Origin of the sequence: Gordonia sp. McavH-238-E (assembly GCF_022348225.1) — a bacterium.
GTDB classification, from domain to species: domain Bacteria; phylum Actinomycetota; class Actinomycetes; order Mycobacteriales; family Mycobacteriaceae; genus Gordonia; species Gordonia terrae.
Genome location: NZ_JAKRFE010000006.1, coordinates 197,162 through 223,412, shown reverse-complemented (window position 1 = coordinate 223,412; position 26,251 = coordinate 197,162). Strand labels below are relative to the sequence as shown.

At 64.5% G+C, this 26,251-nt stretch carries 27 protein-coding genes; 8 read left to right on the top strand and 19 right to left on the bottom strand.

Annotation, left to right across the window (positions count from 1 at the left end; translation table 11 throughout):
* Positions 1–44: 44 nt before the first annotated feature.
* Both MHN80_RS10900 and MHN80_RS10895 read right to left on the bottom strand, forming a co-directional pair.
* Positions 45–1,190, bottom strand: a complete 1,146-nt coding sequence (locus MHN80_RS10900) for an acyl-CoA dehydrogenase family protein (protein ID WP_239401528.1) — start codon at positions 1,188–1,190, stop codon at positions 45–47.
* A gap of 1 nt (position 1,191) precedes the next feature.
* Entirely contained in the window at positions 1,192–2,103 is a 912-nt protein-coding gene (locus MHN80_RS10895; protein ID WP_239401526.1) for an enoyl-CoA hydratase/isomerase family protein, read from the bottom strand.
* 104 nt (positions 2,104–2,207) lie between these two features.
* Here MHN80_RS10895 and MHN80_RS10890 point away from each other — a divergent pair, with 104 nt between their 5' ends.
* On the top strand, positions 2,208–2,861 hold the full coding sequence (locus tag MHN80_RS10890) for a TetR/AcrR family transcriptional regulator (RefSeq protein WP_239401524.1): 654 nt from the start codon (positions 2,208–2,210) through the stop codon (positions 2,859–2,861).
* Between the two features lie 74 nt (positions 2,862–2,935).
* Here MHN80_RS10890 and MHN80_RS10885 read toward each other — a convergent pair whose 3' ends face one another.
* Positions 2,936–3,298, bottom strand: coding sequence for a nuclear transport factor 2 family protein (locus MHN80_RS10885; RefSeq protein WP_239401522.1), 363 nt, complete (start codon positions 3,296–3,298; stop codon positions 2,936–2,938).
* 166 nt (positions 3,299–3,464) lie between these two features.
* On the opposite strand from MHN80_RS10885, the gene MHN80_RS10880 reads away from it, so the two are divergent.
* Positions 3,465–4,628 (top strand): thiolase family protein, encoded by a 1,164-nt coding sequence (locus MHN80_RS10880; protein WP_239401520.1) that lies wholly within the window; start codon positions 3,465–3,467, stop codon positions 4,626–4,628.
* A gap of 41 nt (positions 4,629–4,669) precedes the next feature.
* Here MHN80_RS10880 and MHN80_RS10875 read toward each other — a convergent pair whose 3' ends face one another.
* Positions 4,670–5,242, bottom strand: coding sequence for a TetR/AcrR family transcriptional regulator (locus MHN80_RS10875; protein ID WP_239401518.1), 573 nt, complete (start codon positions 5,240–5,242; stop codon positions 4,670–4,672).
* A gap of 310 nt (positions 5,243–5,552) precedes the next feature.
* Between MHN80_RS10875 and MHN80_RS10870 the strand changes: the two genes are divergently transcribed.
* Positions 5,553–7,472, top strand: a complete 1,920-nt coding sequence (locus tag MHN80_RS10870; RefSeq protein ID WP_239401516.1) for an NAD(P)/FAD-dependent oxidoreductase — start codon at positions 5,553–5,555, stop codon at positions 7,470–7,472.
* Between the two features lie 326 nt (positions 7,473–7,798).
* Here the strand turns inward: MHN80_RS10870 and MHN80_RS10865 are convergent, their stop codons facing one another.
* From MHN80_RS10865 to MHN80_RS10855, 3 genes are all read right to left on the bottom strand, one after another.
* Positions 7,799–8,257: a PaaI family thioesterase gene (locus MHN80_RS10865; RefSeq protein ID WP_239401514.1), complete on the bottom strand. Its 459-nt coding sequence runs from the start codon at positions 8,255–8,257 to the stop codon at positions 7,799–7,801.
* A 115-nt stretch (positions 8,258–8,372) separates the two neighbouring features.
* A complete protein-coding gene (locus tag MHN80_RS10860) occupies positions 8,373–9,155 on the bottom strand; it encodes an enoyl-CoA hydratase/isomerase family protein (protein WP_239401512.1) in 783 nt (260 codons plus the stop codon).
* A gap of 180 nt (positions 9,156–9,335) precedes the next feature.
* Entirely contained in the window at positions 9,336–10,778 is a 1,443-nt protein-coding gene (locus MHN80_RS10855; protein ID WP_239401510.1) for a carotenoid oxygenase family protein, read from the bottom strand.
* A gap of 693 nt (positions 10,779–11,471) precedes the next feature.
* Between MHN80_RS10855 and MHN80_RS10850 the strand changes: the two genes are divergently transcribed.
* The 3 genes from MHN80_RS10850 to MHN80_RS10840 all read left to right on the top strand — a co-directional run bounded on the left by MHN80_RS10850 (position 11,472) and on the right by MHN80_RS10840 (position 14,755).
* A complete protein-coding gene (locus tag MHN80_RS10850; RefSeq protein WP_239401508.1) occupies positions 11,472–12,620 on the top strand; it encodes a CaiB/BaiF CoA-transferase family protein in 1,149 nt (382 codons plus the stop codon).
* 284 nt (positions 12,621–12,904) lie between these two features.
* Positions 12,905–13,732, top strand: a complete 828-nt coding sequence (locus MHN80_RS10845) for a mycofactocin-coupled SDR family oxidoreductase (protein WP_239401507.1) — start codon at positions 12,905–12,907, stop codon at positions 13,730–13,732.
* 117 nt (positions 13,733–13,849) lie between these two features.
* Positions 13,850–14,755 carry a TIGR03619 family F420-dependent LLM class oxidoreductase gene (locus tag MHN80_RS10840; protein ID WP_239401505.1) on the top strand — a complete coding sequence of 302 codons (906 nt, stop codon included), beginning with the start codon at positions 13,850–13,852 and terminating at the stop codon, positions 14,753–14,755.
* A gap of 254 nt (positions 14,756–15,009) precedes the next feature.
* Here MHN80_RS10840 and MHN80_RS10835 read toward each other — a convergent pair whose 3' ends face one another.
* From MHN80_RS10835 to MHN80_RS10810, 8 genes are all read right to left on the bottom strand, one after another.
* A complete protein-coding gene (locus MHN80_RS10835; RefSeq protein WP_239401503.1) occupies positions 15,010–15,150 on the bottom strand; it encodes a hypothetical protein in 141 nt (46 codons plus the stop codon).
* A gap of 41 nt (positions 15,151–15,191) precedes the next feature.
* Positions 15,192–15,335, bottom strand: a complete 144-nt coding sequence (locus tag MHN80_RS25905) for an EthD domain-containing protein (protein ID WP_374206336.1) — start codon at positions 15,333–15,335, stop codon at positions 15,192–15,194.
* A 395-nt stretch (positions 15,336–15,730) separates the two neighbouring features.
* Positions 15,731–15,919 (bottom strand): NmrA family NAD(P)-binding protein, encoded by a 189-nt coding sequence (locus MHN80_RS25900; RefSeq protein WP_374206340.1) that lies wholly within the window; start codon positions 15,917–15,919, stop codon positions 15,731–15,733.
* A gap of 150 nt (positions 15,920–16,069) precedes the next feature.
* A complete protein-coding gene (locus MHN80_RS10830; protein ID WP_239401501.1) occupies positions 16,070–16,555 on the bottom strand; it encodes a nuclear transport factor 2 family protein in 486 nt (161 codons plus the stop codon).
* Between the two features lie 808 nt (positions 16,556–17,363).
* A complete protein-coding gene (locus tag MHN80_RS10825; protein ID WP_239401499.1) occupies positions 17,364–18,023 on the bottom strand; it encodes a 3-oxoacid CoA-transferase subunit B in 660 nt (219 codons plus the stop codon).
* A 10-nt stretch (positions 18,024–18,033) separates the two neighbouring features.
* Positions 18,034–18,867 (bottom strand): CoA transferase subunit A, encoded by an 834-nt coding sequence (locus MHN80_RS10820; RefSeq protein ID WP_239401497.1) that lies wholly within the window; start codon positions 18,865–18,867, stop codon positions 18,034–18,036.
* A complete protein-coding gene (pcaD, locus tag MHN80_RS10815; RefSeq protein ID WP_239401495.1) occupies positions 18,864–19,631 on the bottom strand; it encodes a 3-oxoadipate enol-lactonase in 768 nt (255 codons plus the stop codon). The genes MHN80_RS10820 and pcaD overlap by 4 nt, the downstream gene beginning before the upstream one ends.
* Positions 19,628–20,866, bottom strand: a complete 1,239-nt coding sequence (locus tag MHN80_RS10810) for an acetyl-CoA C-acetyltransferase (protein ID WP_239401493.1) — start codon at positions 20,864–20,866, stop codon at positions 19,628–19,630. Before MHN80_RS10810 ends, pcaD begins: the two co-directional genes overlap by 4 nt.
* A gap of 91 nt (positions 20,867–20,957) precedes the next feature.
* On the opposite strand from MHN80_RS10810, the gene MHN80_RS10805 reads away from it, so the two are divergent.
* Complete coding sequence (locus MHN80_RS10805; protein WP_239401491.1) at positions 20,958–21,863, top strand: LysR substrate-binding domain-containing protein; 906 nt, start codon at positions 20,958–20,960, stop codon at positions 21,861–21,863.
* Here MHN80_RS10805 and MHN80_RS10800 read toward each other — a convergent pair.
* Both MHN80_RS10800 and MHN80_RS10795 read right to left on the bottom strand, forming a co-directional pair.
* On the bottom strand, positions 21,850–22,626 hold the full coding sequence (locus MHN80_RS10800) for an enoyl-CoA hydratase (protein ID WP_058249749.1): 777 nt from the start codon (positions 22,624–22,626) through the stop codon (positions 21,850–21,852). The two genes, MHN80_RS10805 and MHN80_RS10800, sit on opposite strands and share 14 nt — an antisense overlap.
* Positions 22,627–22,762: 136 nt before the next feature.
* Positions 22,763–23,824, bottom strand: a complete 1,062-nt coding sequence (locus MHN80_RS10795) for an enoyl-CoA hydratase/isomerase family protein (RefSeq protein ID WP_239401489.1) — start codon at positions 23,822–23,824, stop codon at positions 22,763–22,765.
* Between the two features lie 103 nt (positions 23,825–23,927).
* Here MHN80_RS10795 and MHN80_RS10790 point away from each other — a divergent pair, with 103 nt between their 5' ends.
* A complete protein-coding gene (locus MHN80_RS10790; protein ID WP_239401487.1) occupies positions 23,928–24,800 on the top strand; it encodes a siderophore-interacting protein in 873 nt (290 codons plus the stop codon).
* Positions 24,801–24,813: 13 nt separating this feature from the next.
* On the opposite strand, the gene MHN80_RS10785 is transcribed toward MHN80_RS10790, so the two are convergent.
* Positions 24,814–25,683 carry an SDR family oxidoreductase gene (locus tag MHN80_RS10785; RefSeq protein WP_239401485.1) on the bottom strand — a complete coding sequence of 290 codons (870 nt, stop codon included), beginning with the start codon at positions 25,681–25,683 and terminating at the stop codon, positions 24,814–24,816.
* On the bottom strand, positions 25,680–26,171 hold the full coding sequence (locus MHN80_RS10780; protein ID WP_064571402.1) for a MarR family winged helix-turn-helix transcriptional regulator: 492 nt from the start codon (positions 26,169–26,171) through the stop codon (positions 25,680–25,682). The genes MHN80_RS10785 and MHN80_RS10780 overlap by 4 nt, the downstream gene beginning before the upstream one ends.
* Positions 26,172–26,251: the final 80 nt, after the last annotated feature.

Genomic DNA, 26,251 nt, shown 5'->3' with positions numbered 1-26,251 from the left:
GCGACCCCAGAACGGGTTGCCGGACATGATTCCTGGGGTCCGCGTCACTTCATGCCCAGGGTGCCCGAGATGACCTCGCGCTGGATCTCATTGGTTCCGGCGTAGATGGTCGGCGCGATTGCGTCTCTCAGATTCTTTTCCATGCCGTATTCGACGGCGTATCCGTAGCCGCCCATCAGCTGCACGCCCTCCAGGGCAACGGCCTTGGCGGTCTCGGTCAGCTTCACCTTCGTGATCGAGGTCTTCCTGACCAACTCGTCCGCGGGGGCTGTCCCGGCTTCGACTGCGGCAACGGTCGCGTAGGCCAACGCTCGCGAGGCCTCGATCTCGATGGCCAGATCGGCAACACGGTGGCGCACGGCCTGAAATGAACCGATCGTTTTCCCGAATTGTTTACGCTCACGCAGATATCCGAGCAGGTCGTCGAAGGTGCGCTGCGCCATACCGAGGGCCTCCACGCCGGCGACCAGACGCTCACCGTTCAGACCGGCCATCAATTGATGCCAACCATTCCCGACCGTGCCGACAACGTCGGAATCGGGGACGAACACATCGGTGAAGTAGAGGTCGTTCACCAAGGCGCCGCCCATGGTGTCGATACCTACGATCGACAGACCCGGCGCATCGGCCGGCACTTCGAACATGGACAATCCCTCATGGCGGCGCTCTCCCCTGGAGGTGCGAGCCACCAGGAGAATCGCTTTTGCGTGCTGGGCCGCCGAGCACCAGGTTTTCTGGCCATTGATGCGATAGCCGCCGTCGACCTTTTCCGCTCTACACCCGATATTGGCTGCGTCGGAGCCCGCCTCGGGCTCGGAGATGCTGATCGACATCGGGGCACCGTTCGAGATCGCCGACAACGTCGCCTTCTTCTGAGTCTCGGTGGCGAACCGCTTGTAGATACCGGCCACCGTGTGGGTGGATCCGATGGCGTGAACAGGCGCCAGCCCCCGGTAGAGCTCTTCGTGGAGCAGGCACTGATCCATCAACCCGCCACCACTGCCGCCGTACTCCTCAGGAATCGAGATCCCGAGGTAACCCGCTTGCGCCAGTTTGGCGTAGATGACGTCGCTGTGGGCATGTTCCCCGTTGTGCGTGAGGGCATCTCGCTGCTCGCGTGTGCCGAGCTCACGCTGACAGAAGTCGCGAAGCGCCGCGACCAGATCGGCCTGTTCAACAGTCAGGGACATGTCAGCGGCCCTCGTACTTTCCTGCGCGCTTTTCCTTGAACGATGTCACCGCTTCTGCCAGATCAGCGGAGCCGAGGGTCATACCCGACCAGAGCAGCGCAGTTTCGACCACCTCTCCCGCACGCTGCTGGGTCAACTGATTGAGCGCCGCCTTGGTACCGCGGACTCCGAGCGGAGGAAGGGCTGCGATGGTCGCTGCGATTGCCATCGCGGCCTGCTCGACGTCCGCGGGATCATCCACGAGGTCGGTCACCAGGCCGAAGTCATATGCCTTGCCTGCCGGCAAGGGTTCACCGGTGAGCAAGTAGCGCCGAGCCCGCATCGAGCCCACGGCCTGCGGCCAGAACAACGCTCCACCGTCGCCGGCAGCGAGTCCCACGGCCACATGGGTGTCGGCGATCTTTGCATTCGCCGACGCCACGACCACATCGCTACCCGCGGCCACAGTCGCGCCGAGTCCGATGGCCGCGCCATGAACGCCGGTGATCAACGGGATCGGCAGGGAGGTGATCGCGGCCAGCAACTCACGTGCTCGCTGTAGCGCCGCCAACCGTTCCTCGATGTTCACATTGCACTCGAGCATCATCTCGAAGTCGCCGCCCGCCGAGAACACCTTCCCTTGTGCCAGCAGAACCGCCACACGCACGTCGGACGGGCTGTGCAAGGACGTCAGAACCTCGGTCAGCTCGGTTTCCAACTGAGCGTCGAACCGATTGAGCAGCTCCGGTCGATTGAGTGTGATGACGCAGATGTCGTCCGCGTGGCGAACGCTGAGTGCCTCGAAATCGGTCACGTCGCTGCCCTTTCGATTAATTGATCTTGCCCGTCGCGCACTCATCGGCGGATGGGAGCTCAAACAGGCGTTTTTGAACGCTTTCGTCTCAATATAGGCGCCGCGCCCCCGAGGGGTCAACAGTCTTTGTTTTGCGACCCGGCATCTTAAGATGGACCGGACGTGCGACCATCGAACACCAACAGATGAAGGACCCCATGACGAAGGCAGGAAAGCCCGTTGACATGGCCGCCGAGGCGGTCGAGCCGGAGAACGGCGTACCTCCACGGCGTGGTCCCGGCAGGCCGAGACGGCAGATCGCGATGTCCGACGTAGCCGATGTAGCGGTCCAACTGTTCTCCGAAGGTGGCTACGATGCAGTCTCGATTGAAGCCGCCGCCGAGAGACTGTCCGTCTCACGCGCAACCCTGTACCGCACAGTCGCCACCAAGGACGACCTGCTCGGAATTGTCCTCGAGCGCCTCACGCAGGAGTTGAGCTCCGGTGCGGTCGAACTCATGCAGGAGAATCCGGACCCAGAGGAAGCCCTCCTGGGGTTGCTCCGCCTTCAGATCGAGGCCGCCATCAAGACCAGGCGCTACCTGGCAGTCCTGTTCGGCGGCGTGGGGCTCGCGCCTGAAGCGTATTCACGCTGGCAGGATTGGAGCCGCGACTACGAATCCATCTGGACCACGGCCGTGACGCGAGCAATGAAGGCCGGCGTCCTGCAGTGGTCAGATCCACGGATAACCACTCGACTACTCCTGGGGATGGCGATCTGGGTGTCGAGGTGGTACCGCGAATCGGAAGGCTTCACCTCCGACGAGATCGCCGAGGCCGCCGTCCAGCTCATCTCATCGCACCGCAACGATCCTCGCCGCACAGAAGTGGCTCGGTAACGCAGGTACAGCGCACCCCGCTTCATGCGCGTCCGGCTGTTCGTACCGCGGGCTAGACACCCCCCACCGAATCCTCAGTCGCGAGAAGGTCCGAGCATGGCAGCGGTATCCCAGTAGTACGCCCTGATCGAAGTGACCTTGCCGTCATCCATGGTCCACTGCTCGAGAGCCGTCGACTTCGTGCCGCCGAGTGTGATCGTGACCGTCGCGAACACACGACTGCCATCGTCTGCAACGGAGATGTCATCAACAACCAGCGGCGCTTTTCCGGCCGCTCGACGCAGGAACCCAACTATGGCCTCAGGCCCGTTGAGAACACCGCCCCCCGGTAGCGACTCCGGCCGCGCCAGGGTGGCCGCGGCAGCGAAATCCTCCGCAATCACCCGCTCCAACAACGGCACATCTCCGTTCGCCATCGCGCTGTAGAAGGTCTTCACGACATTCTGTGGACTGTCTGACATAGGGCCTCCAGTACTGGCCACGACAGCGGGCTCGCACCCGGACGGGCGCATTGACGTCGCGCAGGTCATTGCCTACCCTTATTGAAACATGATATCTCACATTGGGTCGCCGTCTCGGACGCCCCGGAACGGGAGCGTTGCCATGACAGACGCCGTGATCTTGACCGCCTGCCGTACCGCCATCGGTACCTCGTTCAAGGGAAGCCTCCGCGAGGTTCCGGCGAGTCACCTGGCCGGCGCAGTCTTGACCGACACCCTCGACAAGTCGAGACTCCCTTCGGACTTGATCGACGATGTCATCCTGGCGGAGTCGCTCTATGGCGGTGGCGACTTGGCGCGCTACGCGGCCATAGAGGCAGGCTTGTCCGGTGTCCCCGGCCAAGCACTCAACCGGCATTGCGCGGGTGGACTGACCGCCGTCAGCAACGCTGCAGCACAGATCATGGCCGGCGCCGCGAACATCATCCTCGCCGGAGGCGTCCAGTCCTCGTCGACAGCGCCTGTTCTTCGGCAGAATTCAGACCCGTCTGTCGAGTGGTTGGCAGAATCTCACCGTCCGACACCCGACGCACCCGCGCATGACATGTCGATCACAGTTGGCTGGAACGCGGCCAAGAACAACGGAATAAGCCGAGTCGACATGGATTCTTGGGCACTGCGTTCGCATCAGCGTGCCGTAGCTGCGACCGCCAACGGACAGTTCGCAACAGAAATCGTCCCTGTCAAGATCACCGACCCCGATGGCGCGGTATCAATTTTCGACACAGACGAACACCCGCGATCGAACACCAGCATGGAACGGTTGTCGGCGTTGCGGGTGATCCACCCGGAGATCGAAGGGTTCTCGATCACGGCGGGAAACGCGAGCGGGATCAACGATGCAGCATCGATCCTGACCATCGCAGATGCGGAGACAGCTCACCAGATCGGCGCCTCACCGCTTGCCGTCATCCGTGGCTGGACCGCTGTGGGGGTGGACCCGGCGCAGACTGGCACTGCGGCGACCGCCGCCATCCGCAAACTCCTTGCACGCACCGGGGTCTCGGTCGGAGAAGTTGTTCTCTGGGAGATCAATGAAGCTTTCGCGTCGGTCCCGATCGCGGCCGTTCGCTCGCTCGACCTCGATGACGAGTTGGTGAACCCCTGGGGCAGTGGATGTTCACTCGGACATCCCGTCGCGGCATCAGGGGCTCGGATGCTGACCACTTTGTCTCACGAGCTGGCCCGGCGCGGAAGCGGACTGGCGGTTGCCGCGATGTGCGCAGGGGGAGGTATGGCCGCAGCGGTACTGCTTTCCGCAAACTGACGCAGACACTTTCGCCGGGCGGCACATCGTCGGCTCGATCCTCACACGGGGCGCACCCCGTCCGGCCTCGCCAACACGGACAAGGCGCCGGTGGCCGCGCCCGTGATCAGCTCCCTCACCACCGCTGACCGGGGAGCGGCCGCCGGACGGGTCAGATCCGACGTCAAGATGGCGTGCACGGCCCTGACCATGGCTATGAGGTCGGGTCGGCGCCAGCCAGGGTAGCAACCGTCGAGGCATGCGACCCACCGATCGACATACTGCTTCTGTCGACGCTGAACTCGCCGTCGATAAGGGTCTACGAGAGCATGATCCTCTCTGGACCAGATCGCTGCGAGGCGCACGTGCCCCAAGGTGAACTCGACGGTCCCCGAGATCAGATAAGCCAATTCGGCCTCGACGTCGGAGTGCTGCTCGGCTGTCGACCGCTGCAGTGCATCGATCGCTTGGTCGAACAGCACCGCAAGGATCTCGTCCTTGCCCTCGAAGTGCCGGTAGATCGCCGAGGGCGCCACGCCCGCCAGCCCCGCGATCGCAGCCACTCCCACACCATCGAAACTTCGCTCGTAGAACAAATGCTCCGCTGCCTCAAGGATCGCCTGTTCGGTACTCACGCGGGTCAGTATGACGTCGAGAACGATCGTTCACAACGCAGGCGCGCATCTGCGTCGTCGATGGCCTGCCCCTGGGTGGCGAACGTTGGCCTCCGCGTGCCGGTCCGTCGACGCGCTCGTCGACAAGTGCCCACGCGCGCTTTAAATCTCCGTCCAGGGGCGCCCTGCACGGGGGACGGTTGACAGTGCCGGCAGGTGCAGGATATATTGAGACGCCAAGACTTAAAATTATTCGACGGTCCATCACCAGCCACCGGTCGCGCGACCCATTCGGCGCTCGTAAATCGACGACCGGCCCGAAGGAGTACTCATGACAGCCACCTCACAGAGCATGCGGGTCGGAACCGGTTCGGTCGAAGATCAGCTGGACGCAGCCCTTCAGAGCGCGAACATCCCGACCTTGATCGCCGTTCTCGCCCACTTGACAGGTGATGACAAATGGTTGCATCAGCCGTACGCGCCCGAACGCGCCCGCGGGCTCGACGACAACGACACGGGGGGACTTCCTGAAGACATTCAGGATGAGATCCGCGAGGCGATCAAAGTCGTGACGAAGCAACATGCTTCCGGTGCCCTGTCTCCGAAGGAGACAACCCCGGAGCGAGTCGCCGAGATCCTGAGCGCCGTCCTTCACGAGCACGTGCCTTCCGAGTACGGGCCGCTGTTGAGCGAGGAGCTCGGAATCATCAGCCGGTCCGTTCCACTGACGACTCCGGCGCCTGGGTTCATCGTCGGAATCATCGGCGCGGGAATGTCGGGCATTGCTGCTGCGAGAGAGCTTGATGCCTCCGGTGTCGAGTACGAGATCCTGGAGAAGAACGACGGTGTCGGCGGCACCTGGTTGGAGAATGTCTATCCCGGGTGCGGTGTCGACACACCAAGCAGTCTCTATTCGTACTCATTCGCTCCGAAGAGGGATTGGTCACGCTACTTTGCCAAGCGCGACGAAGTCGGTGAGTACTTCCAGAACATCGCCGAGTCATCAGACATCGTCAAGAACGTCACATTCGGCACCGAGGTGAGTTCCGCAACGTGGGACGACCATGCACGCGTATGGGAGGTCACCGCAACCACCGCGGATGGACGCCGGATCACAAGGTCGTACAACGCGTTGATCTCCGCTGTCGGACAGGTCAATCGCCCGAGCATTCCTGAGATCGAGGGATCAGACACCTTCACCGGGCTCGCTCTGCACACCGCGGCATGGGACCCGAGTATTGACGTGACAGGAAAAAGGGTCGTTGTCATCGGTACTGGTGCCAGTTCGATGCAACTCGTACCGGCAGTGGCGGACACCGCGCGAGAGCTCACCATTTTCCAGCGTTCACGTCATTGGGCGCTCCCCCACCCGAACTATCAGCGCGAACTGGGCGAGGGGGTGAAGCTGGCGAACGACCTGATTCCCTTCTACACCCGATGGTATCGGTTGCGCGCATTCTGGAACTTCGGGGACCGTCTGCACGACTCCCTCAGAATCGATCCGGACTGGGAACATCCAGAGCGATCGATCAACCAGACCAATGACAATCACCGTAGATTCCTGACGGAGTACATCAAGGAGCAACTGGGCGACCGGCAGGATCTGCTCGATCTGACCCTGCCTACGTATCCCCCGTACACCAAACGTCCATTGCTCGACAACGGGTGGTACCGAACGCTGACTCGCGACAACGTACATCTGGTCGAAAGTCGGGTGGTCAGGATCACCCCGACCGGCGTGGTCGACGCGGAGGGTATCGAGTACGCCGCAGATATCGTCGTGTACGCAACGGGGTTCAAGATTCAACAGTTCCTCTACCCGATGGACGTGCACGGCAGGTCCGGTCGCTCTCTGGTCGAAACCTGGGGTCCGGACGATGCACGAGCTTACTTGGGCGTCACCGTCCCGGACTTTCCCAATCTCTTTCTCCTCAACGGCCCCAACACTTTCGCTGGTCATGGCGGAAGTGCGATTTTGGCAACGGAGTTTCAACTGCGTTACGCGCTCCAAGGAATCGAGCGACTAACATCCGGAGAGGCAACGTCGGTAGAGGTTCGCGCAGAGGTGTGCGACGACTACAACAAGCGCGTCGACGCCCTGATGGACCAGATGATCTGGTCCCACAAAGGAACGACGTCCTACTTCCGCAACAAGGCCGGGAGAGTTATTGTCAACAGCCCGTGGAAGTACATCGACTATTGGCGCGCGTCACTGGAGTACAACCCCAGCGAGTATGTAGAGACACGCTGACTCGACGGAGAAGGCAGATGCGGCGGGCTCGGGGCATCCGAGCCCGCCGCCGGCTTCAGTGAACGCAGACCATCGGGACGCGGTCACGGGAGGCCTCGCGTTTCGCAGCTGCCGATGTCGCCGCCGTCCGCGGGAGTGAAATCGTGTGGTCGTGCATGCCCGATCGGCCACAGTCGGCGCACACACCCCCGCCCGGGACGGTTCAATTCGAGGTCACCGAGCCGGCGGGGTGTCTTCGCGCGGCAAGGTCAGACCGCTGCTGGCAGTCGCCGCCATGCGTCGTCGAAGATTGCGAGAATGCTGGTCGGCGTACTACTTTCGGCCGCTTACTTTGGCGTCCCGCCATTCACACTCCACGTGCCGCTGAACTTGGTGCACAGGGCGCCGTGTCGGTCCGTGACATCGATATCGATGAAGAGTATTCGCTTGCCTCTGCGAATGAGCTTGCCTTCGAAGGTCAAACCCGGGAGAGCCGGGCGCAGGTAGTGGGCAGTCAACGTAGCTGTGGCGGGAAAAGCGCCTTCACCACAAGCGGCAACTGCAGCGACCCCCCCGACCTGGTCTGCAGCCGCCGCAACCAGCCCGCCGTGAACAGATCCGTTCGGGTTGAGCGGCCAGGCCGATTCAGCCATGGTCATCACTGTTCGCGAAAGGCCGGTCGAGACACACACCAGACCCATCGCAAGCGACGCAGGCACGTTGGTTGCCCAGCTGAGCCATGTGTTCCAGTCTTCGGTTGACGGAGCGACAAAAGCCGGATCGACTTGTTCGGGAAAATTGCTCACAGTACTCAGAACGTCCAATCGTCATTAATTCGACGCCGGTCGAGCGCTCCCCAGTGGGAAGGACACTGCAACCGGCGTGGCTGAACACAGCTGTGGTGATCGATGACCTCCAGAGTCACCGACGCCGGAAGACGGGATCACGCCGTTCCCGAAACGCAGCGAATGCCTCCGCTGAGTCGTCGGTTGACAACACCACCGCCTGGTGGGAGGAAATCGCGTCGAGGGCACTGTCCAGCGACTGGTCGAGGCCTTGATAGACAGAGCGCTTGATCGTCTCCACTGCGATCGGGGCACGGTTCGCAATCGTTTGGGCCAGTGTATAAGTCGCTTCCATCAACTGGTCATCTTCGGTCACCTGGCTCACCAACCCGAGGGCCAGTGCGCGGTCTGCGTCGACGAATTCCCCAGTCCACAAGAGCTGCAGCGCGTTGGCCACTCCAACGATTCGGGGCAGGTAGTAGCAACCACCGTCTCCCGGCACGAGACCGACCCTTATATATCCCTCGGAGAAGCGCGCTGACCGGCCGGCGATGCGAATGTCACACATCAGTGACATGTCCATGCCCGCTCCTACCGCCACACCGTTCACTGCCGCGACGACGGGCTTCGACAGCCGATCCATGGCACGTGCGACCCGATGCACGCGATCTGTGAGTAGTTGCTTCTCCTGCAGCGGGCCGCGCTCTTCACCCTTGAAGGCGTCGAGGTCCACGCCTGAGCAGAATGCGTTGCCAGCCCCGGTGAGCACCACTACCCGAATCGACTCGTCTGCGCCGGCTCGTTCGAGTGCGTCCGCCCAATCGTCGACCATCTCCAGCGTGAAGGCGTTCTTCTTGGCAGGTCGGTTCAGCATTATCGTGGCCACTGCCCCGTCGACCGAATACTCGAGGTCACTCACAAGTTGCTCCACCCAGGTCAATGCACGTGTCTCACACGGCAGATGAAATTGAGACTATCGTTCTCATAGCAATCGTAACGGACTGATATTCCGCGTCTGAGCCGTCGACCCCAGCGAGTTGCGAGAAAGGGCGCGGACCTCCGTAGAGACCCGCGCCCTTGACTCCTACGGCTGTCTGAACTACCGGAAGTCCATCCAGTGTCCGTGCGCGGTCCAGCCCAGCCGGAACGGCAGCTCGATGCGCGCCACGGGCCCGACGGTGATGTCGTCAGTGTCGAAGATCAGGTACTCACCCCGGTTCTCCGCCCACCACGACACCGGCACGATGATGAAACCATCGCCCTCAGGCGAGTCCTTGTGCCGCGGCGCGAAGGTTGCTTCGAGAACGGCCGCGGGCTGATCGGTGCGAATCACGTATTCCTGATCCGACAGGGTGTCCATGTTGGTGACGACCAGACTGTTCATCGACATCCCGGCCCGCTTGTTGACGCCACCTACCTGGTATCCCCAGCGGTACCCCTTACCATAGAACCGTTCGTCGACCTTGGGTAGCTCGGAGGGGCGATCGGACAGCATCTCCGATTTGGACGCTCCCGAACTCAGATCGACCGTCCATCGTCCCAGCTGGCTCTTGGCGATACTGAAGAACAACGCAACATCGTCCCCGTCAGCAAAATCCTGCTCGAACGGGAACGGCGGGCGGTTGAAGATCGGCGCGTCCAGGGTCAGTTGATCTCCGACGATGTTCGCTGACATCGTGTGCATGACGTATTGCGGATCGATATCCATGGTCACCCAACGGATGTCGGCATTGATATCTGTCCGCGACACGAGCCCGAGGATGATCGGGCGGTCGGGCTCCCAGGCGTAGACGCCGGTCTCGGCCGCGATACGCGCCTTATCGATCAGGAAAGGCTGGAACGGTACGACCACGTGCTCAGGCGTCAACCAGACGTCGTGCGCGACAGTGTTGTAGGGGGCGTCCCAGATGTCGCGCGACTCGACGGTCCCGTCGACGTGAACATAGTGCATCGTGACGTAGGGCTTGGTGTCCCGATACGCGAGACCGTACAAAGTACCCGTCTCGTGATCCCACTTCGGGTGCGCGGTGAAACCAGAATCGCCGAAGGCGGCCTTCTCATGGATACCCGCCGACAACTGCGGAGACCACGTCACGATGCCCTCTGTTTCCAGAGTCATCGGATCGATGGCGATCGGGGAGCCCAACGAGTCCGCCGTTGCGATCATCTTGCCCGCGAATGGAAAGATGTTGACGTTGTTGGTACCCTGCGGGATTCCGGTGGTGAACCGGTCCCGCTCCACATCCCCGAGACCGAAGGTCCGCCAGTCGTCCCACTTCCCATCGGTCCAACTGAACATCCCCCGTCCGTGCTTCGCTTCGAGCACGTATTTCGGTGTCCGGATCCATCGGTTCCGGAAGTCCGCGCGGCCGTTCTCGAAAGTGATGCCCTGAACCATGCCGTCGATGGACAGCAGCCCGTTCGTTCCCTGCTTGGTGGGCCGCTTCCACGTCGGACCGGTGCGGTAGAAGCCTCCCGTCAGTTCTCTCGGAATCTCGCCCTCGGAGACAATGCACTCTTCGACGGTCGCTTCGAACCGCATCGGTTGAAACGGGCCTTTTAGCCGCGTGTCATTCGGAATGGGATATCCCATGCTATTCACTCTCCCTGATTCTGAACGTGATCACCGCGTGCGTTCCGCGGCCAGACCGACCCCTGAGCTTCTTGCTGGTTGACGAGGCCGTAGCGTCCGAAGTGACCGGAACTCACGAACGGGCAGATGCCCGAGGCCCTCACGGCGTCGGTTCCGTGTCGCGACGTCGAACTTGGCGTCCGGAAGACAACACTCTTCGTGAGCCACTGTGCCCGGATACGAAGGCCTTGACCTCGTACTCAATACGCCGATCGGCTTGCGGGTGGTTCGCATCGGACCGCCTCTCGTGAGTCCCGCACGCCCTCAAGCGTCAGCGGCCCGTTAGCGATTAAGAGTTCTTTCGTCTCATATTAAAGGTCGGCCGCCTGCACGTCAAGAATCTCGTTCACATCGATTATCGGCGGCCCTGGGTCCTGAAGTGCCGGTTTCGTGTTCCTGCAGAACGATCGTTCGCGTCCCCCTGTGGCGCGGTACATGGACGACGAGCGGTAGACACTGCCGATGGAGACTGTTAGCTTCAGGTCGACCAGCGCCATTTTGGCGGTTCCGCCCATGGTTGATCAGTCCTCTGACGCAAGCCCGGCACTGAGGCATGTTCGTCAACATGAGGGCTCGGCGGCGAGTCGGACCACAGGAGTTCAGATGAGCGACACGAGAAGGGGCCCGCTGAAAGGGCTGAGGGTGATCGAGTTGGCCGGCATCGGGCCAGGTCCATTTGCGGCCATGATTCTGGCTGACCTCGGCGCCGAGGTGATCCGCGTAGATCGTCCCGGTGACGCTTCCGGGGTGGTGCCACCTCATCTCGACGCCCTTCGCCGTAGCCGCGAGTCAGTCGTGCTGAACCTGCGAACCGATGAGGGTGTCGACGTGGTCCTTTCGATGGTCGAAAAGGCCGATGTTCTCATCGAAGGATTCCGTCCCGGAGTGACCGAGCGCCTTGGGTTGGGCCCGGATCGTTGCCTCGAACGGAACCCCAAACTGGTTTACGGTCGGATGACGGGCTGGGGCCAAACCGGCCCGCTTGCCCAGAGCGCCGGCCACGATATCTCCTATCTCGCCCTCACAGGGGCGCTCCACGCGATGGGCCGGGCAGACGAGGACCCCGCGATCCCATTGAACCTGGTTGGCGACTTCGGCGGCGGCTCACTGTATTTGGTCGTCGGGGTATTGGCAGCTATCTTTGAGGCCGCTAGGTCAGGGCAGGGTCAGGTCGTCGACGCGGCCATTATCGACGGCGCCGCAAACATGTCAGCTGTCTTCCACGGAATGATGGCTGCAGGGATGTGGCAGGACGAACGCGGCTCGAACGAATTGGACTCAGGGCGACCCTGGTACGACGTATACAAGACGTCGGACGACAAGCACGTCGCGGTCGGTCCCATCGAACCGAAGTTCTACGCTGACTTCGTCCGTGGACTCGGTCTCGATCCCGCCGAGATGGACCGCACATCGCCCGAATCCTGGCCCGCTCTTCGCGCCAAGATCGCCGACGTATTCGGGACGCGAACCCGAGACGACTGGGCCGAACACTTCGAGGGAACCGACGCATGCGTCTCCCCGGTCCTGAGTCTGAAGGAAGCACCAACCCACCCGCATATGGTCGAGCGACGAACTTTCGTCGACGTCAATGGGATTCAGCAGCCGGCGCCGGCACCACGCTTCAGTCGGACGCCGGGCGCCGTCCAGTCGACCCCTTCAACACCCGGTGCTGACACCCGTGAAGTCCTCGAAAGATGGGGGCTCGGCAACGTGGATGGACTACTCGTTTCGGGAGCCGCTATTCAGCACTGACACTTTCCCGACAGTGAGTCTCACTTGTCCCGTGCCTATAGTCCGCCCTTGGTGTGAACCCTTCAATCCCGAAACGCGCACCACCGTGGCGTCCCCACGTTGGTGACGCCCTCTCGCCATAGGATTCGGCGAATCGGGCTCGGCAACAGCTTGAATGCCCCGGCGCTGCGCTTCATTCGTGATGTTTTGGAGTACGGATCGAAGATTGGAGCGTTGGCCGGCTGACAACCACGCTGTGCGGACGACGTCCACAACATAAAAGCGAAATCGAGAAAGGCTACACAATGGGACAACTTGACGGAATGGTCGCTTACATCACGGGTGCTGCCCGCGGGCAGGGACGGAATCATGCCATCCATCTCGCCAGGCAGGGGGCGGACATCATCGCCGTCGACATCGCCGAGCAGGTGACCAACGCTCCGTACCCGACCGCCACCGCGGATGACATGGCTCAGACCGTGCGGGAGGTCGAGGCGTTGGACCGGAGAATCATCGCAGCCGAGGCCGACGTTCGCGACTTAGACGCCTTGCACCAGGCTGCAGAGCGAGGCGTCGATGCTTTCGGCCGCATCGACATCGTGCTTGCCAATGCCGGGATCTCTGCTCCTGCTCCTACCCTCGACATGACCGAACAGGCATGGTCGGAGATGATCGACATCAACTTGACCGGAGTCTGGAAGACGATCAAGGCTGCCGTTCCGCACGTTCGGGCCGGGGGCCGCGGCGGCTCGGTTGTCATCACGAGCTCGCTGGCGGCGATGCACAGTAACCCGAACATCGCCCACTACGCGGCCGCGAAAGCCGGGCTCGTTGGTTTGATGCACGTACTGGCCAAAGAACTCGCCCCGGAGAACATCAGGGTGAATACGATCCACCCGACCACGGTGGCAACCGACATGGTCCTCAATGATCCGACTTATCGACTCTTCCGGCCCGAGCTCCCCAACCCCACAAAAGATGACTTCATCGCCGCTGCAAGTCAATTGAATGCTCTACCGATTCCGTTGACGGATGTCGACGACATCTCGGCCGCAGTCCTGTACCTCGTCTGCCCATCCGGTCGTGCGGTTACCGGGATCACTCACATGGTCGACGCGGGTGGGGCTCTGTGACCGCACCGACTACCGCAACATCGTGCGCACCGTGTGCTTGAGGATCTTTCCGGACGCGTTGCGAGTGACGTCATCGATCACGATCCGGCGCGGCAGCTTGTACATGAGGAGGTCGTCATGCGGTTCTCGGTATCCCTGCCCTACCCGGGCGCGCGCGCCGGTACGGATATAGCCTCCCAGGCCCGTTATGCGGCATTTGTCGAGGAATGCGGCTTCCACGCGATCTCAGCAACCGATCACCCGTTCCCCGTCGTGGGCGGCGGGTCTGTCAGCCACCACGCATACGACCCATTCACACTGCTCGCCTACCTCGCAGCCCGCACCGAACGCATTCGGCTGCACTTCAGCCTCCTTGTCGCGGGCTACCGCAACCCGTATCTCGCCGCGCATATGCTCGCAACCCTCGACGAGATCAGTGCCGGCCGAGTGATCATCGCGGTCGGGGTCGGCTACAACCGGGCAGAGTTCGAAGCGCTCGGAGCCCGCTTCGGGGGGCGTGGTCGGCACTCCGACGACGTGATCGCCGCAATGCGTTCAGCGTGGAGTGGCGAGCCGGTCCACGCTGACCATCAGGACTGGCGCGCCGAGGGCAACACCATGTTCCCCGCCTTCGCGGGGCGTTCGCAACCCCTCATGTGGCGCGGCGGAAACTCGACTGGCGCGCGCGCAACTGCGGCGCGGTCGTTCGACGGATGGGCGCCTTTGGAGGTCGCCGACAAGTGGGCGGACAAAGCGGGTACCACCGGACTCACCATGAGCACGCTGCAGGAAGCCATCGCCAGTTACCACGAGGAGTGGCGTAAGGCACGACGTTCTGGCACGCCGGACGTCTGCCTGGTGCGAGGGCGCACCGATTGGCTGCGCGATCCGGGTCGGCTGGTCGCAGAGACCGAGCAGCTGGAGAAAATGGGGGTCACATGGGTTGAGATCACTCCGTATGGCGATACCCCGGAAGTCGTCGAGACCAGTTTGCGTGACGCGGCTCGATGGCTGGGCGAGGCGGACTTGCTCGGGCCGATCTGACGAACGCACCGGGTCGAACATCAACGGGATGGCCGCTCTTTACCGCCTGCCACCCACACTCTTCCAGGTGTTGCAGGATGTTCGCGCCCCCTTGAGGCGGGTTGATTTGCGGCGCGGTAGGTGGCGGACACCGGCGCCGAGGACCAAGGCGGCGAAAGGCCCGGAGCGGATCGGCAGAATCGCAGCCGCCCGTCCTGGTATGGCGTCGACTCTGACCCGCCATGACCGTGCGCAGCCTGTCGGATCACTCACCGTCAGAGATCTAAATCCTGCTTCACCGTGCAGTCGCTTTCGGTCTCCTCGACCACAATCACCTGAGAGTGGACATCCAGGAACAACTTCGCCTCATCTTCGCGTAGCCGATCGGCTGCGCCAGATGTAACCAGATCCGACATGGTCTGATCGTAATCAGCACGACTCTTGAACCATACTTCGGTCAACACATCGTATGGGGGCTCCCCGTTTCCTCACTGGCCGCCTCGAGGTAGCGACGAAAGTATCGGTGCGCCAGGGGCATGACACTGACGGCGAGAGGGGCATGGTGCGACTCACAGTAGGCCTTGAACTCGTCGAGCGACATTCCGGGTCTACTGCATCAGCAGTAGAACCAACTTCAACAACGTCTTCTCCTTACGATTAGTACACAGTCCTTCCTGGGCCACAAATCTATTGATTCGAATACCGCGGATTGACCCAGCGGAGCAGAACTGCCTTCCGTTGCTTGGATCAGCCGGTGGCGGTGCCGCCTCGGGTCGGACATGTTGACTCGTAGTACTGCTCAAGCCAGCTGCCCTAGTCGTCGCGACTCACACCGCCATCCCCGATGGTCAGATATTCATGAAGATCGTCGGACAGAGGACAGTCATCGGGACCGATCGCGCAGCCAGGACCTCGTACACTCGCAACATCATGTCGTAGCGCGGGACGCCGGTCGGGGCGTCCATCGGCGCCTGATAGAACGCTGCGGAGACCCCGTCAGCACCTCCTCGAGAGAGGCCTGGTGGCATAGTCAGCCGGACGGACCTCGACACCTTCTAGATCAGTGAACAGACCTGGGGTGCGGGTCACAGCCCGGACCCGGTGGCCTTCGGCTACGAGCCGTCGAACCTGCGCCTGACCTTGCCGGCCACTGACGCCGAACACCGCGACCGTGCCTCGAGTCATTGTCCTTCGCTTGCGCTCCATTTCGGATTTCCATGACGCCGAATCGGACGCCTCTCACTTGCTCTGTTATCGGCGGCAGAGACCCTCGCGCAGAACGTCGTCCGCATTCGGTGAACCTGTTGACGCACAGGCCGGGACGATTGGAACGGGTCAATACGCCATGCCCAGGGCGGCTCGGTCGCCGACAATCGTGATGGGCGTGAAGAGACGGTGGCTGATCCGCCAGCCCGCCCCCGTGCGGACGTATTGATCGCGATAGGTCCCGGTGATCGTGTACACCTGCTCCGGCCGTGCGGGCAGCGACCCGACGGCGTGGTGAGCCGTGACATGGATGAACCCGGACGCTTCGTCCCCATCTTCCTCGACCAAAGTGGTGTGCATCATGTGCTGGGCCGCGGTCCAGCCGTCCGAACCCTTGTCGAGAAACAGGGCCTTGTCGAGAAACGCCCGGAACTCGCGCAACCCGTTGAGCGCGCCAACCGGGTACTCGAACACCACGTCGTCGGTGAACACCTCAGCCAGACGGTAGAACTCGCGGCGGTCCTGAAAAACACCGTAGCCGGCAATCAGGTCCGAGATCTCGGCCCTATCGTCCGCGGTGAGCCCGGGACTCGGCTTTGACGCACTGCTCGGCATGAATTCGACCTCTCCACTATGGACTCGACACGACAGTCATTCGACCGACGCACCACAGTTATCAAGACGGGTTGTCTACATTTATCCGGAGTCACGAATTCTGCGATCGCAGGCAGTCAGATCCGGCCCGGAGCGCCAATCCACGGGCCGAGACCACGAGCACTCAGCACCGTGAGGGCCTTTCGCCCGTGTCAACAGACGACCTGAATGGCGTTTCGGCAGTCGAAGACCCGTGCGCCCGGGTTTTGAATCGTATCATCTCACTATAACTTGGGTCACACCAGTGGTCAAGCATGTGGCGCCTCACGTTCTAGTCGGTCCCGGCTCGCGAGGCCGCAACCGACTACGGCGAGGGCCGTCGGTTCCGCACCCGCTGAATTGCGATACCGCGAGACCGTCCGGCACTGTCCGAGCTGCGGTTCCAGCCGTGGGGGGCTACCCACGGGGTCGCCGTCTCGGCGCGACTGGCGACACACACGAAGCACGACGCGGCTTCGTGCAAGGGCAAGGGCCGGCCGCTGACGCGGTCATCGCGCCCGTCCGCGCACCGAAGACGGGTGCAGTACCACCTTGACCCGGATCTACGCGAAGCTCGGCGTCCGGTCCCGCGCCGAGTTGGCCGCCACGCGCCGGTGACTTCGACCGTGCGTCCGAAACCGTCGACCGTGCATCAGATTCCGTCGACCGTGCGTCAAATTCCGTCGACCGTGCATCAGATTCCGTCGACCGTGCACCAAGTTCCGTGGCGGATTCAACCGTCGACTGTGCGTCGAATTCCGTTGACCGTGCGTCTGTACCTGCAGGCGATCTACGTCCCGGCCGTCACGTACGCCACGGTGCGGTCGGTGACCGGCGCGCCGGTCCTGTCCTCGACGAACCCCACGTCGACACCCGGGGCGAACTCGACGACGTCGAATCCCGTTCCGGCGATGTCGAACACACCGAGGTCGGTGATCACGCGACTCACCACGCCGCGACCGGTCAGCGGGAGCGCGCAGCCCTCGAGCAGCTTGGGCTCACCCTTCTTGGTGACGTGGTCCATGAGCACGATGACCCGGCCTGCGCCGTTGACGAGGTCCATGGCGCCACCGATGCCCTTGACGAGCGCACCCGGCACCATCCAGTTGGCCAGATCGCCGTTCATCGCGACCTGCATGCCGCCGAGGACCGCGACGTCGACGTGGCCGCCGCGGATCATCGCGAAACTCGTGGCCGAATCGAAGTACGACGCCCCGGGCAGCACCGACACGGTCTGCTTGCCGGCGTTGATGAGGTCGGGGTCGACCTCGTCGTCGTAGGGAAACGGTCCGACCCCGAGGATGCCGTTCTCGGCGTGCAGGTGGACACCGGAGTTGCCGGGCATGAGGTCGGGAATCATGGTGGGCAGCCCGATTCCCAGGTTGACGTAGTCACCGGGGGTGAGTTCGCGGGCAGCGCGGGCGGCCATCTCGGTACGGGTCCAGGTCATGTCGACACTCCTAGGCTGACGGCGATGCGGTGGGACGTTCACGGACCGTGCGCTTCTCGATCCCCTTGCGCGCGACCTGCTCCGGGGCGAGCTCGACGATCCGCTGCACGAAGATGCCGGGCAGATGGATCTCGTCGGGTCCGAGGTCGCCGACCTCGACCACCTTCTCCGCCTCGACGATCGTGACGCGCCCGGCCATCGCCGCCGGCGGGTTGAAATTGCGTGCGGCGGCGTGGAACCGGCAATTGCCATCGGTGTCGACGACCGCTGCCCGGATGAGTGCGTAGTCGGTGACGATCGACTCCTCGAGGACCATCTCCCGACCGTGGAAGGTCCGAACCTCCTTGGGCGGCGACGCCTCCGCGATGGTGCCGTCGGAGTGGTAGCGCCAGGGCAGCCCGCCCTCGGCGACGAGCGTGCCGACGCCGGTGGGGGTGAAGAACGCCCCGATCCCGCTTCCGCCGGCCCGCATGCGTTCAGCCAATGTCCCCTGCGGGGTGAGTTCGACGGTGACCTCGCCGGACAGGAACTGGCGACCGAATTCCTTGTTCTCGCCGATGTAGGACGCGACCACCCGGTCGATGCGACGGGCCTCCAGCAGCAGCCCCAGGCCCGCGCCGTCGGCTCCGCAGTTGTTGGAGACGATGGTCAGGTTCGCGGCGCCCTGCTCGAGGAGTGCGTCGATGAGAAATCCTGGGATGCCGGCCAGCCCGAAGCCGCCGACCGCGATACTCGCGCCGTCGGGGATGTCGGCGACCGCCTCGGCCGCCGACGCCGCGAGTTTGATCGGGCCGCCGGGACGGTCGACGACCGTCGTCGTGGCGGCACTGTCGCGAGTGCTCATTGTTGCTCCAGGTGCTCGAGAAGTGCGGGTGTGATGGTGCCGGGTTGTTCGGCGTTGGCGAGGTGGGCCGAGTCCGGGACCACCAGCAGACGGCCGTGCGGCACGGCATCGACGATGTCGCGCAACAGATCCGGTGGGGTGGCCGGGTCGTCGGCGCCGGCGATCGCCAGTGTGGGCGCGATGATCGACGACAGCTCGGCCCGCTGATCCATCGCGGCGATCGCCTCGCAGCAGGCCGCGTATCCCTCGGTGGGGGTGGCGGCGACCATGGCCTCGTACCCCTGTTGCGCTTCGGTGTTCGCGGCGAGGTATCCGGGGGTGAACCACCGCTGGACCACGGCCGCGGCGACCGCCGAGGTGCCGTCGGCGCGCACCAGCGCGGCACGGTCGGTCCAGCCCTGTGCCGGCGGCAGGTACGCGGCGGTGCACAGCAGGGCCAACCGGTTCACACGTTCGGGATTCCGTGCGGCGACGCGCATCATGGTCATCCCGCCGAGCGAGAGCCCGACGAGGCGCGCGCGTTCGATGTCGAGGCGATCGAGAAGCCCGATCACGTCGTCGGCCAGTTCGTCGATCGAGTACGGACCCGGTGGCACAGGCGAATCTCCGTGCCCGCGGGTGTCGTAGCGCACGACGCGGAATCGCTCCTCGAGCGCGGCGATCTGGGCGTCCCACATCCGATGTGTCGACCCCAGCGAGTTGGACAGTACGACGGCCGGCCCGTCGGGACGACCCGTGACGACGGCGTGGACCTGCGCGCTCATCGGGTCGCCTCGAAGATCGCGGCGAGTCCCTGTCCGCCGCCGATGCACATCGTCTCCAGGACGTACCGACAGTCGCGGCGGCGCGCTTCGTACGCCGCCGTAGCGAGGATGCGGGCGCCGGTGGCTCCGATGGGATGACCCAGCGAGATACCGGACCCGTTGGGGTTGAGCCGTTCGTCGGTCGGGTCGATCTTCCACTCCGCCAGGCAGGCGAGCACCTGGGCGGCAAAGGCTTCGTTGAGTTCGATGAGGTCGATCTCGTCCAGCGTGAGGCCGGCGCGGTCGAGGGCGGCGGCGGTGGCCCCGACCGGGCCGATGCCCATGACCTCGGGCTCGCAGCCGGTGACCGCCCAGGAACGCAGCGCCAGAAGGGGTTCGAGCCCGCGGCGCTCGGCCTCGGCGCGCGTGGTGACCACGGCCATGGCCGCGCCGTCGTTCTGCCCGGATGCGTTTCCGGCCGTGACCGTCGAGTCAGCGTCGACCTTAAGTCGCAAGGGACGCAGAGCCGCAAGCGATTCGACGGTGGCGTCGGCGCGCGGGTGCTCGTCACGATCGACGATGGTGTCGGGGCGGCCGCGGCGGCCGGGGATGGTGACGGGCACCAGTTCGTCGGCGAAGCGGCCGCTGTCGTGCGCCGCGATCGCCCGTTCGTGGGAGCGGGCCGCGAACTCGTCCTGCTCGATCCGCGAGATGCCGTATCGCGCCCGGAGATTCTCGGCGGTCTCGATCATCCCGCCCGGAACCGGGTGTGACTCGCCGCCCGCGGTCAGACGCCCGCGGTCGAGGCGATCGCGGAGTTCGACGCCGCCCTGCCTGATTCCCGACCGGAGGCCGAGCGCGTAATGCTCGACGGTCGACATCGACTCGGCACCACCGGCGACGACCAGGCGGGCGCCACCGGCCGCGACGGCGGCGGCACCGGTCAGGATCGCCTGCAGGCCGGAACCGCAGCGCCGGTCGACCTGCATTCCCGGTACGCCGACACCGAGTCCGGCATCCAGCGCCGCGATCCGGCCGAGCGCAGGCGACTCCCCGTTGGGGTAGCCCTGCCCGAGGATCACGTCGTCGACATCGCCCTCCCCGAGCCCGGTGCGTGCCGTGAGTTCGCGAAGGAGGTCGGTGGCCAGCCGGGTGACCGGGATCGTCGACAGTGCGCCACCCATGCGTCCGACCGGGGTACGCAGCGGAGAACAGACGACGATGTCGGTACCCGCGCCCGTGCTGGAAGTAGCCATGCCACCACAGTAGGAACCGCCGCCGATATGGAGAAGTATCCATATCAGGGCTTTTGATATGCAGTGGATATCAAATGCTTAGACTGGCCGCATGGAGCTGCGACACCTGCGCTACTTCCGCGCCGTCGCCGAGGAGTTGCACTTCGGCCGGGCCGCCCGGCGACTTCACATGGCCCAGCCACCGCTGTCCCAGCAGATCCGTCAACTCGAGGACGAGCTCGGCGTCGCACTGCTGGTCCGGTCGACGCGGCGCGTCGAGCTGACCCCGGCAGGTGCGGACTACCTGGAGCGAGCCGTCGCAATCCTGGACTCGGTCGACGCCGCATCGCGGCAGGCGCAGCGGATCGCCGACGGACGTGCAGGCACCCTGTCGATCGGGTGCGTGGGTTCGGCCACCTACTCGCTCTTACCCGCGCTGGTGCGCGCACTCAGCGACGAGCTACCAGATGTGGACGTGAGCGTTCGCGGCGAGATGCTGGCACCCGCCCAGATCACCGCGCTCACGGCCGGGGACATCGACCTCGCGTTGTTGCGGATGCCGATCGACACGACCGGACTGCATGTCGAGCCGATCCGCAGCGACCGCCTCATCGTGGCTCTGCCCCACGACCATCAACTCGCCCGCGGCGCATCAGATGCGGCCGTCGACCTCGCGCTTCTGGGCGGCGACGACTTCATCGTCCACGCGGGCGGCGGAAAGTCGATCATGCACGGCGTCCTGTCGGCCGCCGCCGGACGCGCGGGATTCGTGCCGCGCATCCGGCACGAGGTCGAGGAGACGTCGACGCTCGTGACGCTGGTCGCCGCCGGGGTGGGGGTCGCCCTGGTCCCCGAACCCACCTCGGCGCTCGGCGTACCGGGCGTCGTCTACCGGCCGCTCGACACCGACGACGAGGTCGAACTCGCCGTCGCGTTCCCGGACGGGCGCCGGACCCCGCTCGTCGACCGGGCCCTCACCGTGCTTCGGCGGGTTTCGGGACCGATCAGCGGTGGGTGAAGTTCGGGTCCCGCTTCTCGACGAAGGCGGCCATGCCCTCGGTCTGGTCGTCGGTCGCGAACGTCGAGTAGAACAGCGCGCGCTCGGCGCGGACGCCCTCGACCAGGCTCGACTCGAAGGCGCGGTTGACCGCGTCCTTGGCGGCCGCGGACGCGATGAGCGACTTCGAGGCGATGACCTCGGCGACCTCGATGGCGGCGGCGCGGCAGTCCTCCTTGGGAACGACCCGCGACACGAGGCCGAGGCGTTCGGCCTCGTCGACCTTCATCTGCCGGCCGGTCAGCACCATGTCCATCGCCTTGGCCTTGCCGACAGCGCGAGTGAGACGCTGCGAGCCGCCGATGCCGGGGATGACACCCAGGTTGATCTCGGGCTGGCCGAAGACGGCGTTGTCGCCGGCGATGATGGTGTCGCACAGCATCGCGAGCTCGCAGCCGCCGCCGAGTGCGTAACCGGTGACCGCGGCGATGATCGGGGTGCGCGCCCGCGACAGCTCATCCCAGGCGCCGAAGAACTGCTCGTTCACCACGTCCGCGTACGACTTCGACGACATCTCCTTGATGTCGGCGCCCGCGGCGAACGCCTTCTCCGAACCGGTGATCACGATCGCGCCGATCCCCTGGTCGACGTCGAATTCGCGGACAGCGCCGACCACTTCGTTCATCAGCTCGGTGTTGAGAGCGTTCAGCGCCTTCGGGCGGTTGAGGGTGATGATGCCCACCCGGCCGCTGGTCTCGACGATGATGGTCTGGTGTTCGGTCATGGTGAGTCCTCTTTCGGTCGGTGACGGCCCGGGATCGTACGGGGCTGGTCGTACGGGGCGGGATGCTACGGGCTGAACCCGCACGCGGGAAGGTCCGGCATAGGCGCCGACGGTTCGCGGTGAGGGTGTTCGGGGGTCAGGCGTTCGGGAACGTGAGGTCGTCGGGAAGCGGCGCGAAGAAGGCATCCACGGCATCCTCGGAGAACGCCGCCCACTTCGGGTCACGGTCCTTGTCGATGACCTGGGCGCGGATGCCCTCGGCCATGTCGGGATGCAGCAGGCAGCGCACCGAGACGCGGAATTCACGGACCAGCGTGTCCTCGAGGGTCGCGTCGCCGGCCGCCTCGCGCAACGATCGCAGCGTGACAGCCAGTGCGGTCGGGCTCTTCGCGGCGATGGCGTCGGCGGTCTTGTCGGCGAAAGGTGTACCGACCGCGCGGCAGCGTTCGATGATCTCCGAGACATCGTCGGCCGCAAACGCTTCCGCGATCCACTCGCGCTGCTCGGCGAGTTCCGAGGCCGGCGCGTCGACGGCGTGGGCGGACAACGCCGCCTCGACTCCCGACTCGCCGATCGCGGCGAGAAACGCCGGGAGGGCCTCGGACGGGACGAAGTGGTCGGCCAGCCCCATCGCGATGGCGTCGGCGCCGCGCAGGTGACCGGCGGTGAGACCGGCGTAGGTTCCGAGTCCGTCCGGAACGCGCGAAAGAAGATGAGTGCCACCGACATCGGGAACGAATCCGATACCCACCTCGGGCATCGCGAGCTTCGTGCGGTCGGTGACGACACGGATGTCGCCGTGCGCGGAGACTCCGACACCGCCGCCCATCACGATGCCGTCCATGATCGCGACGTACGGCTTGGGGTAGCCCGAGATCAGCGCGTTCAGCCGGTATTCGTCGAACCAGAACTTCGCCGACGGCGACTGCTCGGCATCACGGTCGGTCGACTCGGGATTCCCGCTGAGCGCGGACGCGTCGCGATGGATGGCGACGATGTCGCCACCGGCGCAGAGCCCCCGTTCACCGGCACCGGAGAGAACGACGGCCTCGACCGCGTCATCGTCGGCCCAGGCCGCGAGGTGTTCGGCCATCGAGCCGACCATCTCGTGATCGATTGCGTTGATGGACTTCGGACGGTTCAGGACCAGCGACCGCGCCGACCCGTTCTTCTCCGTCACGACCGATGGTTCCGACACGGACGAACTCCTCTCCACACCGACAGACGTCGCAGATGGTTCTTCTCAGATAGTTGCATATCCTAGTAACCCGGGTCCAGACAAGTCAGGTTAGGGTTACCTCATGGGCTACTCCAGAGCACGCGTTGCCGACGTCGCCGACCTGACGCCCAATCTGCGTCGTATCGTCTTCGACGTGGCCGATCTGCCAGGACTCGGCTTGCCCGGCGGCGCCGACGAAGCCGTGGGCATCTACTTCCCACACGACCCCGAGCGTGTCACACCGGATATGGAATGTCGCGACGGCACGTGGGCCTACTACGACATCGACCCGGCACCCGACGGCCGGAACTACTCGATCCGGTCGGTCGACCACTCCGCCTGCACCATGGTCGTCGACTTCGTCATCCATGCGGCCGGCCCCGCGACGCTGTGGGCGCAACGCGCCGAGGCGGGGCATGACGTGGTGATGACGCATGCGCGGAGCTGGTACGCGCCACCCGCCGGCGTCGAACGCCTGATCCTCGCCGCCGATCTTGCCGGGCTCCCCGCTCTGGCACGCATCCTCGACGAACTGCCGTCGACCGACGGGGTGACCGCCGTGGTCGAGGTGCCCGCGCCGACCGAACTGTCCTACCTACCCGAGCGGGATGTCGAGCTGATCACGCTCGTCGGCGGAAACTCCCGTACGCCGAGCCGGCTTGCCGACACGGTCTGCGGGCTCACCCTGCCGGACTCCGGCGCGTACTGCTGGTTCGCCGGCGAGGCAGCGGAGTCGCGCGCGATTCGCAAGCACCTGCGCGGCAGTCTTCGCTGGGACCGCGGGTCCTACGACGTCATCGGCTACTGGCGTGTCGACGCCGAGCGCTGGACGCAGGCCTATGTACAACGAGGCGCCGAACTGTTCGCCGTCTATCGCCAGGCGCTCGAAGACGGCAAGAGCGAGAAGCAGGCCTCGGAGGAGTTCGACGAGGCGCTCGAACGGGCGGGGCTCTAGGCGCGACCCACCACTAGTACTCCGCGACCATTCCCCTCCTGGGGGCGCGGTACATCGTCCACAGGAACCGTGGCACCGCCCGCAGTGGCAGCCGAGACGGCCAGTCGCGTGCGCGCATGAGGGCATCGGTGCCGCCGTCGACGGTGACGACCGCGCCGGCCATGAAATCCGCCGCCGGCGACAGCATGAGTACGACCCAGGACGCGAGTTGCCCTGGAGTCCCGTACTCGCGCACCGGCACCGGGAACGACTTCACGTGTCCGCCCTGCGGACTGTCGAGTTGGGACTGCAGCAGTGGCGTCATCACCGGGCCCGGCGCGATGACGTTGACGCGGATACCGGCGCCCGCCCACTCGGCCGCTGTGCCATGGATACGGCACCACTGCGTGATCGCGATCTTCGAGGACGCATACGCGACGGGGCCGGTGACGCCCCGTCGGCGTCGGATCACCCGGGTGGCCCCCTCGGGGTCGTCGTTGAGCAGTCGGCGTATCGCGGACGTCGGCACCAGCGGCGTCACCGTCGTCGAATTGGAGCCGAACACAACCACTTTCGCGTTCCCCGCGGCGGCCAGCGCCGGACGCCAGGCGGTCAGCAGGTCGGTCACGCCGAACACGTTGACCTCGACGATCATCCGCTCACGCCCGGCAGCGGGGCCCATGCCCGCGGCCAGCACGGCACCGTCGAGCCGCCCGCCGGATCGGGCGAGGACTTCATCGGCCGCGCCGCGTCGACCCTCGGGTGTCGACAGATCGGCGACGACCTCGGCGTCGCGCTGATCGACCCCGATCACGGTGTGCCCCTCCGCGCGCAGGGCCGCGGCCACCGACGCACCCATCCCCGACGCCGAACCGGTCACCACGTATGTGCCGGCCGAGGTCACGCCGATCCTCTTTTCCCGGTGTCGGATTCATCGGTTGCGCCGTGCCGGTGCTGGGTCCGTTCGTACGCGTCGTTGAAGGCGCGCAGTTCGTCGAGCAGCGCCTGCGGGGAGCCGGGGGCCAGGTCGGCGAAGACCTGCTCGAGGCGCTCGGCACGCAGCAGGCCGTCGCGCCGGAACGCCGCCCGCCCGGATTCGGTGGGACGGATCATCTTCGACAGCGAATCCTCGACCTCGAACCGCTCCACATACCCGTGTTTGATGGCGGCGTTGACCTGGCGGTTGACCGTCGACTGCTCGAGTTGGAGGTCGGCGGTCAGCTCCCGCAACGTGCGCGGCCGTCCGTCGGAGAGAACCCAGAGGATCGCGAAAGCCGAGCGTTCCAGCCCGACGCCGGGGTGCACCAGGCTGCGACGCCGTGACATCCGCAGCAGTTCCTGCGCCAGGTCACGATGCACCGGCGACTGCCAGGGCGCGTGGTCCTCCGACATCTCTCCTCCATCTCTCGACGTGGACAATCTACTGTCCGATTTGCGTGTGTACATTACATATGTATGCTGCATACCTCGAA